The 11,371-nt window shown below is 30.3% G+C and carries 10 protein-coding genes and 1 riboswitch; of the genes, 4 read left to right on the top strand and 6 right to left on the bottom strand.

Going from position 1 to position 11,371, the window contains the following annotated elements; genetic code table 11:
* Nucleotide 1 precedes the first annotated feature (1 nt).
* From AC0L4B_RS16050 to AC0L4B_RS16025, 6 genes are all read right to left on the bottom strand, one after another.
* The gene (locus AC0L4B_RS16050) at nucleotides 2–505 is read right to left on the bottom strand and encodes an acyl-CoA thioesterase (protein WP_473437794.1); all 504 of its coding nucleotides are present in this window, start codon (nucleotides 503–505) and stop codon (nucleotides 2–4) included.
* A gap of 52 nt (nucleotides 506–557) precedes the next feature.
* Nucleotides 558–923, bottom strand: a complete 366-nt coding sequence (locus tag AC0L4B_RS16045; protein WP_028606468.1) for a hypothetical protein — start codon at nucleotides 921–923, stop codon at nucleotides 558–560.
* A gap of 12 nt (nucleotides 924–935) precedes the next feature.
* On the bottom strand, nucleotides 936–2,321 hold the full coding sequence (locus AC0L4B_RS16040) for a DNA recombination protein RmuC (RefSeq protein WP_473437793.1): 1,386 nt from the start codon (nucleotides 2,319–2,321) through the stop codon (nucleotides 936–938).
* Nucleotides 2,322–2,869: 548 nt separating this feature from the next.
* Nucleotides 2,870–3,664, bottom strand: a complete 795-nt coding sequence (locus AC0L4B_RS16035) for an ABC transporter ATP-binding protein (RefSeq protein ID WP_473437792.1) — start codon at nucleotides 3,662–3,664, stop codon at nucleotides 2,870–2,872.
* A gap of 4 nt (nucleotides 3,665–3,668) precedes the next feature.
* Complete coding sequence (locus AC0L4B_RS16030) at nucleotides 3,669–4,694, bottom strand: FecCD family ABC transporter permease (protein ID WP_473437791.1); 1,026 nt, start codon at nucleotides 4,692–4,694, stop codon at nucleotides 3,669–3,671.
* A gap of 56 nt (nucleotides 4,695–4,750) precedes the next feature.
* Nucleotides 4,751–5,908, bottom strand: coding sequence for an ABC transporter substrate-binding protein (locus AC0L4B_RS16025; RefSeq protein WP_473437790.1), 1,158 nt, complete (start codon nucleotides 5,906–5,908; stop codon nucleotides 4,751–4,753).
* 181 nt (nucleotides 5,909–6,089) lie between these two features.
* Nucleotides 6,090–6,282, top strand: a riboswitch (cobalamin riboswitch).
* Nucleotides 6,283–6,312: 30 nt separating this feature from the next.
* Here AC0L4B_RS16025 and AC0L4B_RS16020 point away from each other — a divergent pair.
* From AC0L4B_RS16020 to AC0L4B_RS16005, 4 genes are all read left to right on the top strand, one after another.
* A complete protein-coding gene (locus AC0L4B_RS16020) occupies nucleotides 6,313–8,148 on the top strand; it encodes a TonB-dependent receptor plug domain-containing protein (RefSeq protein ID WP_473437789.1) in 1,836 nt (611 codons plus the stop codon).
* A 23-nt stretch (nucleotides 8,149–8,171) separates the two neighbouring features.
* Nucleotides 8,172–9,224, top strand: coding sequence for a hypothetical protein (locus AC0L4B_RS16015; protein WP_473437788.1), 1,053 nt, complete (start codon nucleotides 8,172–8,174; stop codon nucleotides 9,222–9,224).
* Between the two features lie 177 nt (nucleotides 9,225–9,401).
* Nucleotides 9,402–9,542: a hypothetical protein gene (locus tag AC0L4B_RS16010; RefSeq protein WP_473437787.1), complete on the top strand. Its 141-nt coding sequence runs from the start codon at nucleotides 9,402–9,404 to the stop codon at nucleotides 9,540–9,542.
* Between the two features lie 26 nt (nucleotides 9,543–9,568).
* Complete coding sequence (locus AC0L4B_RS16005) at nucleotides 9,569–11,356, top strand: T9SS type A sorting domain-containing protein (protein WP_473439460.1); 1,788 nt, start codon at nucleotides 9,569–9,571, stop codon at nucleotides 11,354–11,356.
* Nucleotides 11,357–11,371 lie beyond the last annotated feature (15 nt).

Here is an 11,371-nt window from a genome sequence, read left to right as displayed (position 1 = left end):
ATTAAAAATTATCAGGTAAATCTATCCTAACTTTATGATCTTGTAGTAATGGTAAATAATCAATATGTGAAAAATCTTGATGATCAAATTCAAACTGACGTTGTTTTTTTGTTTCCATACGTTTTAAAGCTTTTAAAAAACGTTTGACTTCATTTTTGTCATTTAAAATTAGACCAGGTACAGGTGTGGATTTACCACTTTCGTCTTTTGCAACCATTGTAAAGTAAGACGAGTTACAATGTTTTATAACTCCTGTTTGTATGTTTTCTGCAATAACACGTATACCAACAACCATTGATGTGTTTCCAACAAAATTTACAGACGCTTTCATGGTTACTAACTCTCCAACTTCAATTGGATTTAAAAAATCTACAGTATCCACACTAGCAGTAACACAATAGGCTTTTGAGTGTTTAGACGCGCAAGCAAACGCAATTTGATCCATTAAATTTAGGATGTATCCACCATGTATTTTTCCGCTAAAATTGGAATGTGATGGTAGCATTAATTCTGAAATACTAATGCGTGAAGCGTCTACTTTTTGTAATTTTTCATAATTAATAATTAGATCGTCGGTCTTTGTCTTCTTCTACTTTTGTAATAAAATATTTAGTGTCACCTAACCAGAAAAAAGTTTTGTAGCGTTCAAAATACGTTAATTTTACAAATTTACCTTGCAAACGATTTAGATCTTTAATAACCTGTGTTTCTTTATCTTCTACTGAAAATTTAAAAAGTTGAGCCTCAGACACACCTTGGCTAACTTCGCCTTCCCAAGTTTTAAACATAACACCTTTACTACTAAATTTAACCAACTCACCAGCTCTTACACCTTCGCTATAGGTTGCAAAATAGATAAAGCTGAAGTATGCAGCGATTATTAATATAATTACAACTAAGGTTTTTACTAAAAATTTTATCATAATATCTTTGGGTTAATCGTCAGATTCGGCACGTTTGATAAAAGCTTCTGGTAAAGATTTTTTAGCTTTTGCACCAAGTTTTTTAATTTTTTCAACACTTCTAATCAGGTTACCACGTCCATCAACAAGCTTGTTCATTGCAGCAGAATAGTCTTTTTTAGCATCGTCAATTTTCTTTCCAACACCAGTTAAGTCAGATACTAAACCTTCAAATTTATCATATAAAGCACCTGCTTGTCTTGCAATTTCAATTGCATTTTGTTGTTGTTTTTCGTTATTCCACATGCTATCTACAGTACGTAATGTAGCTAATAGTGTAGAAGGTGTTACAATGACAATGTTTTTTTCAAACGCTTTGTTGTATAAAGTATTATCTGCGTTTATAGCAACTGCAAAAGCAGGCTCGATAGGAATAAAAAGTAATACAAAATCAGGAGATTCTATATCATACAAATCTTCATATTTTTTGTCAGACAGTTGGTCTACGTGTTTTTTAATCGAGTTTAAATGCGCTTTTAAATAGATGTCTCGTTCTTGATCTTCAGCATTAACATAACGTTCATAATCGGTTAAAGATACTTTACTGTCAATAATCATTTTTTTGTTTCCAGGTAAGTGTAAAACAATATCTGGTAACACTCTAGAGCCATCTTCTCTGGTAAAGTTTTGTTGTACAAAATACTCTCTATCTTTTTCTAAACCAGATTTTTCAAGAACACGTTCTAAGACCAATTCTCCCCAATTACCTTGCATTTTACTATCACCTTTTAAAGCTCTAGTTAGGTTTGTCGCCTCTTTAGTCATTTGTTGGTTTAAGTCTTTTAAACCTAACAATTGCTCTTTTAACGCACTATGCATACTGATACTTTCTTTTTGAGTATCGTCTACTTTTTTCTCAAAAACCATGATTTTTTCCTGTAAAGGATTTAAAATGTTTTTGATGTTTTCTTTATTTTGAAGTGTGAATTTTTCGCTTTTTTCGTCCAATATTTTTGTAGCTAATAGCTCAAAATCTTTACGTAACTGTTCTTGTCTAATTTCAAGTTCTTCATCACGTTTAATGTTTAATTGTTGTAGGTTTTCAAACTCGGTATTTTTTCTAGCTAATTCTTGACTTAAAAAATCCTTTTCACGTCTTATGGCTTCACGATCGGTTTCAATTTTAGAAATCGTGTCACGTAAATCTCCTAATTGTGTATTAAAATTAGAGTTTTGTTTTTCGTTTTCAGTGGTGTGATATTGTTTTAAATCGTTTAGTTGCTGTTGTAGGTTATTGTTACGTTCTTCTAAGGTGCTTTTTTCGCTTTTACTTTTTAATTTAGTAAATAGCATACCTAAGTAACCACCAATTGCTGCAGCAATTAATATAGCAATAATAAGGATGATGTTGTCGTTCATTTTTATTAACAAAGAATTTGTGTAAAGATAGTTAATTTGTCTCTCAGTGAGAAGTTAGTATTTTTATAAATTGAATACTTAATTTAGTTACTACTGAAAGTAATTAATAGTTAGTTTATGAGGTATCAAAATAGACTTTTAAAATGCTAAATTTGATATGAGATACTGAAACAAGTTCAGTATGACGTATGTTTGAAGGTTTTTACTACTGATTGATATTTAAGTTAGTATAATTTAATTGAAGAAAACACAAAACACTCAATAAAGATGAGATACTGAAACGAGTTCAGTATGACATGGTTTATAATTATTGATTTAAATTCAAATGAAGTTGATACAATAAAAGGGAATTCATAAAAAGCTTAATTAATGTGTGATACTGAAACAAGTTCAGCATGACGTTTGTTTGGTTTTTAGTAGTACTGATTCTTATTTAAGTTAATATAATTTAATTTAAGAGTATACAAAACACTTAATAAGTATAAGATACTGAAATAAGTTCAGTATGGCGCTTGTTTGTTATTTGAATCTTAAAGTATGACGTCTTATTACTTTTTAACTCTAAAACTGCCTGTATTTGGGTCAAAAACAATCATATCTTCAGGAAAAAGGTTAGAAAATGCACCTTTTTCGATTAAATGACATGGTGAGTCACTGATAATTTTGTTTGAAGTCATAACTATCATACTATCGCATAACTGTATAGCTAAATCTATTTCGTGAGACGAAAACAAAATGGTTTTACCGGTTTCTTTGGTTATTTTTTGAAGTAGTTTTAAGATGTACACCTTGTGGTACATGTCCAAATGTGATGTTGGTTCGTCTAGAATAATTAAATCGGTATCTTGTGCTAAAGCACGTGCTATCATTACTTTTTGTAGTTGACCATCACTAAGCTCGAAACATTTTTTATGTTTTAAATCTGTAATATTTGTCTGACTGATAGCTTTATTAATAATACTTAAATCAGCTTCGGTTATTGTGCCAACCCAATTAGTGTAAGGCTGTCTTCCTAGGGCAATCAATTCAAAAACGGTTAAGTTTTTTGCTGTTAAAGTTTCGGTTAAAACCAAACTTAACGTTTTGGCTAGTTCTAAATTACTGTAACTTTCTAAAGTTTTTTGCTTAATGCTAATATTTCCATGTAAAGGGTTTTGAACTTTTGTTAGTGTTTTTAATAATGTAGATTTTCCAATTCCATTACCACCAACTAAGCCTATTAATTCACCTTTGTTTAGGGCTAAATTAATATTGGAGGCAACTGTAATAGTTTCTTTTTTGGACGCATAACCAATGTGTAGATTTTCGGTTTTTAGGATGATATGTTTTAAAGCGGTTTTCATAATATTAAAACACCATTTTACGTTGTCTAATTAATAACCAAATCACAACTGGCGCACCTATTAATGAGGTAATGGCATTGATAGGTAATAAATAGTCTGTGTTTGGTAATTGTGCAATACTGTCACAAATTAACATGATTATTGCACCAAATAAAAATACTGCAGGTAATAATATTTTATGATTTGAAGTATTAAATACTTGTCTTGTTATATGCGGAATGGCTAAACCTATAAAAGCAATTGGTCCTGCAAATGCAGTTATTGTACCTGCTAATAAACTAGTAGCAATAATAATAATTAAGCGACTTTGTTTGATGTTTAAACCTAGACTTTTTGCATAGTTTTGACCTAATAATAAGGTGTTAAGTCCTTTGATAGAGGCTATGCTAAAAAGGATACCAATTGTATAAATAAGTGTAAATATTTTGACTTCGGTCCAATCTAAATCTCCTAAACTACCAAATCCCCAAAAAATGTATTGCTGTAATTGTTCTGCACTACTAAAGTAGGATAGTACGCTAACTATGGCAGACGTAATGCTACCAAACATTAATCCAATAATTAAAATAGCCATTGTATCTCTAACTTTAGAAGAAACTATTAAGACTAATAGTAGGACTAAAAAACTACCCATGCTTGCAGCAATGACTAAACTCCATTTAGATAATAGGAATGTGGCTAGAAATCCGCCAAAAATACCACTACCCAAAATAACTAAAGCTACACCAAGACTTGCTCCAGAGGTTATACCTAAAACAAAAGGTCCAGCTAAAGGATTTTTGAATAATGTTTGCATTAATAAACCAGAAATACCTAAGCCAGAACCTACTAAAATAGCTGTGATGGCTTTTGGTAAACGGTAATTTTGTATGATGTATTCTTTACTGCTATACGCTTCAGGATTTACTAAAAAACTATTTATTATAGTATCAAAACTAATAGAAATGGAACCTAAACTGATGTTAACACAGCATAAGATAACCAGTAGTATTATTAAAATGATAAAGCTATATTGATAGTTGTTTTTCAATAGTTTAGTGTTTGACTGAAATAGAATAACGTTAAACTCTTAGACGTCGTGTTGTATTACTTTAATTGTTTAAAGAAAAACGGTGTGTAGTTTGGTAATAACTCTGGGTGACTAATTTTAATAATATCTTTTAATACCAAATCAGGTCTTGCTAGACCAAGCTCATAATACAATACACCTCCTGTTTTACCTGTAGTATTAGAAAATGTATATATGGCATTATTTTTAAAAGCATTAAATTGCGTGTAATGTGTGTTAGCCTCTTTTAAGGATTCCATTGTAGGAAAATAAGATGGACTTAACCAAAGGTCTGCACTTTTTGCTTTTTCAAAAACGGTTTCAAAACTTAAAGCTAAACTTCCTTTTCCTGTTGTGTCAGCATATAAATAGTCCACATTAGCATCTTTTAAAAACTGAGCTTCAGTACTTGTCCCGTTTGGAAGGTACCATACATCTTTGTGCATTGCTCCACTTATTACTGTTGGTCTGTTTTTAACCGTTTGTGCTAGTTTTTTTGCTGCTTTATAATCCGTTTCGATGGTTTTAAAAATAGAATCGGCTTGCTTGGTTTTATTATATAAGGCACCAAAAAACTTAATCCATTCAGCTTTAGCTAAAGGCGATTTTTCTACCCAATCACCATTGTAAACTACAGGTATATTGGCTTTGCTTACAGTGTTTAAGGATTTACTTGATCCGTCAACACCAAATCCAACAACTAGATTAGGATTTAAATCTAATACAACTTCTGTATTTAAGCCTTCATTTTTTCCTAACTCTCTAACATGACCATTATCTATAAGTTGTCTTGTTTTTTGCGACGAGACATAATCTGTGCCAGGAAAACCAACCAAACTTTCTTCTTCATTTAATAATTCTAATGCAGGAATATGTGTTGTTGATGTGACTACAATACGTTTGACAGGAGTAATAATTATTCCGTCGTACTCACCTTTCATAAACGATCTTTTTGCAGCTTCTTCTTTAGATATTAATACATATTTATAGGTTTTGTCTGCATTTGGCCAAGGGTTATTGATTGTTAAAACTTTAAAACCACTGACCTCTTCAACACTAAAACCTTCAGCATAAGTAATACTATTTGTTGATTTTTGAATAGGAGGAAGTTTTCGACTGATGCCTTTATCTTCTTTACAATTAAATAGTAAAAATGAAGCTATAAACAGTAGTAAGTAGGCTTTGTTTTGTAACATTGGTAACGCTTTATAGAGATTGATTCCTTTAAATTTATATAAAATTCTAGTTATGAGAGATGGTTCAAATTTAACAATATATATAGTAGGAGGAATTATATTATTACATTTTTTAGTGGGTTTTATTTATTTGATTTACAAAATGAATAAGAAAAAATAGGCAAAACATTATTTTAAATAGTATTTTTGCGTCGAATTTAGGTTTCATTCAGTTTTTATTGAATGGATTAAAAGGGAATCTGGTTAAAATCCAGAACTGTTCCCGCAACTGTAAGCTATAACGCTTGTTATTACACTTCATGTCACTGTCATTAAGATGGGAAGACCAATAGCAAGACGCAAGTCAGGAGACCTGCCAAATTTGTCATCTAATACAATCTTCGGGAGAAAGATTTTTAAGATTTATGAAACAGAATATTGTAGTGTTTTTTGCTGTATGTTATTGCGTGTTGTCCTTTGGACAAACACCAACGGACTCTATTCAATTTTTAGATGAAATTGAGTTGAGTGATGTTAAGTTGAAAACATTTTCAAATTCTCAGTTTGTTTTAAAATTATCTGATAGTGTTATTAAAAAAGGAAACCCTTTATTAACACATTTATTAAATAGTAACAGCTCTATTTACTTTAAAGAAAATGGTTATGGCATGGTGTCGTCTCCTTCTTTTAGAGGGACTACTTCACAACAAACAGCTGTGATTTGGAATGGAATTAATATAAACTCTCAATTAAATGGTCAGACTGATTTTAGTACAGTAAATACTAAAATATTTGACAATATAGATGTTAGAAGTGGAGGAGGAAGTGTTTTATATGGTAGTGGTGCAATTGGTGGCTCTATTCATTTAAACAATGATATAACTTATAGTGAAAAGGATTCTCATTTCATTGGAGTCAATTTAGGTAGTTTTAGTACAATTAACAATACTTACAAAGGTCATTTCTCTACAGACAAAATAAGTGTAAATACTAATATTAGTTATTTACAATCCGAAAATGATTTTGATTATGTCGATAGTAATAAAACTAATTTAAATGGAGAATTTTACAGTAATAACATAGCATTAAATATAGGGTATAAGATAAATAGTACCAACATAATTAAGGTGTTTAGTAATTATTACGACGGTCAACGTCATTTTTCATTACAACTACCATCAGAGACTCCTTCTAAATATAAAAATAGAGATTCAAGAAACTTAATAGAGTATTCTGGTTTTATGGGAGATTTTATCTCTAAATTAAAAGTGGCTTATTTAACAGAAACATATAAATATTTTTCAAATATTGAAAGAGATACTTACACTGATGGAAACGTAAAAAGTTTGATTGCAAAATATGACTTGTCCTATAAATTTGGTGATAACGTTACTATCAATCCTGTTATAGATTATACTCAGAACACAGGTGAAGGTTCTAGTATAAGTAAAGTAAAAAGAAATGTAACAGGAATTAATTTATTGTTTAAGCAACGAATAAGTTCTGATTTTTTATATGAAATTACTACAAGACAAGAAATTACTAATAACTATAAAAGTCCATTTTTATATAGTTTAGGATTAAAATATAATTTATCTGACTTATATACTATAACCGTTAATGGTTCTAAAAATTACCGAGTACCAACATTCAATGATTTATATTGGCAAGATGGAGGTAATCTAGATTTAAAACCTGAAACATCATATCAATTAGAGCTTGGTAATACATTTAGATATAGAATTGTAAAACTATCAATTATAGGTTTTTATAATGATATAAAAGATATGATTAGATGGTTGCCAACTAACACTGTTTGGAGACCTATAAATACTGACCATGTTAAAACATATGGAGTAGAAGCGAAATTTAACGCAGCACTTTCTTTTGATAATAACCATCTGGTTTTGAATAGTAATTACGCTTATACTATATCAGAAGATCAGCGACGTAATGCACAACTGATTTATGTGCCTTATCATAAATTTAATACGACCCTAAGTTACAATCATAAAGCTTTAAATGCTTATTACCAATATGTATTTGTTGGTGAGGTTTTTACTCAGTCAGATAATAATTCAAAATATAATGTAGATGCATATTACTTATCTAATTTGGGTATAGATTATACATTTGGTTATTATAAAAATTTCACGGTTGGTTTACAACTAAATAATATAATGAATCACAATTATCAAAGTATTTTAGGGCGATTTATGCCAGGAATGCATTTTAATACTTTTTTAAACTTTAATTTTTAAACACTAATAAATAATACACTAAAATGAAACATTTAAAAAAAATACTATTCTTACTATTATCTAGTACCTTTTTATTAAACTCTTGTAGTAATGATGATGATGAAATAGGATATGACTCTGAGCCTATTAGTTCTTATGAAGATGGCTATTTTGTTTTGAATGAAGGAGGAGGAAGTTCTGTAACAAATTCTATAATTTTTGTAAGTGAAAATGGGACAAGAACTGATGATGTATTTAGAATTGAGAATCCAGAAGCAGATGAAATGGGGATTTATATACAAAATATATTTTTTGATGAAACTAGAGCCTTTATAGTTGCAGGAAGCGGATCTGTAACTGTTGTAGATCGTTATACTTTTGAATATATAACTACTATTAGTACAGATTTGGAAGCTCCAAGATATGGAGTAGTAGTAAATGATAAAGCTTATGTCACAAATAACGGAGACTTTGGTACTGTTACTGATGACTTTTTAACAGTTATAGATTTAACAGATTATTCAACGTCTCAAGTTTTAATTGGAAATTACTTAGACCGTATCTCTGCGTTAGGAGATAAAGTTATAACAACAAATAATCAATATGGTACAGAGCATTCTGTATCAGTAGTAGATACAAATACTTTAAGTGTTACAGATATAGATTTAGGAGAAGGTAATACTTCAAATTCTATAGCAGTTGTAAATAATGATGTTTATGTCTTGACAAATTCGGGTAAATTTATAGAAATTGACTTGGATACAAACACAATTGCAAACACTTTAGATATTCCAGCTTCTATACCAAATACTAAAAACTTAAATATTGATAATAATACTGTTTATTTTACTTCTTCTGCCTCAGTATATAGTTTTGATTTAGGAGATACTGTAGTTTCAGAAACACCTGTATTAACCTATGAATCTTCATCAGATTATGGTGTTATGTATGGTTTTGCAGTACATAATGATGTAATATATATTGGAGATGCTGGTGATTTTACATCTAATGGAACGTTTTATGAATACTCAACCTCAGGGATATTATATAGCGCGAATATAGCAGGTAGTGCACCAAACGGTTTTTATTTCAACTAAATAAACCACAAACCAACCAACCATTAATAAAGGCTTCTAAAATATTTAGAGGCTTTTATTTTATGTACAACAATTTCATCCGTACTTGTAATTTTAATCAAAGCGCGTAATTAAATAATTATTGCTTTATAAAATAATTTAAAGGGTAAAATCACAAACAAACTAAAACTTAAATACATGAAAAAAAACTATCTATTCGTATTAACATTTATTTTTAGCTTATTAGCCTATTCTGGCTATGCTCAAAGCTTTGATAATGGTGTTTTTATATTAAATGAAGGTATGTTTGGTACAAACACAGCTTCGGTCTCTTTTTAAATGATTCAGGAACATTAGAAAACGACATTTTTGTAACACAAAATCCAGGTCAAGATATTGGGCAATTAGGACAAGGCATGGGATTTGATGGTGATAATGCCTACATCATTGGTAGTGGAAGTAATGAGATTAATGTTGTAGATCGTGTAACATTTACACATATTGCAACAGTAACAACGGATATTAATAATCCAAGGTATATTGCATTTGATAATGGATTTGGTTACATAACTAATTGGGGAGATCCAGCAGTTACTACTGATGATTATGTTGCTGTCATGGATTTATCTACAAATACTGTCGTAAATACCATACCTGTTATTGAAGGTCCTGAAAGGATTATTAAAAAGAATGATCAATTGTTTGTAGCACATCAAGGAGGTTATGGTTTTGGTAATTCTGTGTCTGTAATTAACTTAGTAGATAATAGTGTCTCTCAAATAATAGTTGGAGATATACCTAATTCTATAATAGCAGATGATGATTATTTGTATGTGCTTTGCGCAGGAAAACCTGGATGGTCAGAAGATGAAACTTTAGGACAATTATATAAAATTGATTTAAATGATTTTTCTGTCATGAGTATTTTTGATTTTGCAGCGACTGAGCACCCAAATTATTTACAAGTACAAAATGATAATGCTTTTTATGTGTTGAATAATAGTATATATAATTTTAACTTTACAGGAAGCTTACCAACAACAGCTTTTATAGATACGTCAGCTCAAAACGTAACTTTAGCTTATGGATTATCTTTAATTAATGATATTTTATATTTGGCTGATGCCGAGGATTATGTCAGCAATGGTAAAATAAGAACCTATACAACGTCAGGTATATACGAAAACGAATATACCGTTGGGATTATCCCAAATGGAGTTTATAAATATGAAATTCCGTTAGGTATATATGCGCCTCCTGCTGGGCAAACAGGTACAACAGCAATAGCACAAGACAGTCCATTGTTTTCAGAATGGGCAACTGGAGCGACCATAACAAGAGGATTAGTAGACATTTCAAATCCATCTGATAATACATATGCTAGTGTTGGTGATTCAGATTCTGCTTTGGGTATCGCAGACGGAAGTGTTGTAAGTTTAGGAGATGGTGGTGAAGCAATTTTAACATTTGATACACCTATTAAAGATGATGAAGGTTTTGATTTTGCTGTATTTGAGAATAGCTTTAGTGATACATTTTTAGAGTTGGCTTTTGTTGAGGTAAGTTCAGATGGTGTTAACTATTTTAGGTTCCCTTCACACAGTCAAACACAAACAGATTCACAAGTCGGTGGTTTTGGCAATGTAGATGCCACTTATGTAAATAATTTAGCTGGAAAATATCGTTCTGGATTTGGTACTCCTTTTGATATAAGCGACATTGAAACGTCTACTATGTTAGATAAAAATAATATTACACATATTAAAATTATAGATGTAGTAGGATCCATAGATCCTGCATTTGCAACATACGATTCTTATGGAAATATTATTAACGATCCCTTTTCAACACCTTACGCTTCAAGTGGATTTGATTTGAATGCTGTTGGAGTTATTAATAGAAACACATTAGAAGTAACTTCTTTTTCAAAAGAAATAAAAATCTCTCTTTTTCCTAATCCTACCACGTCTCAATTTTATGTTTCAGAAATTGGTTTAATAACTATCTATTCTTCTGAAGGACGTTTGGTTTTAAAGAAAAATGTGGAGTCTACTGATAATCCAGTAAATATCGAAGATTTAAGTTCAGGAGTTTATATCGTAAATATCGCTACTAATAAAGGAAGAGCTACGCTTAAAGTTGTTAAAAAATAAACAAGCTTAAATACC

The sequence above is a fragment of the Olleya sp. NP1-10 genome, assembly GCF_055804415.1.
The sequence above is the reverse complement of the archived record's forward strand: the minus strand, read 5'-3'. Positions and strand labels throughout refer to the sequence as shown.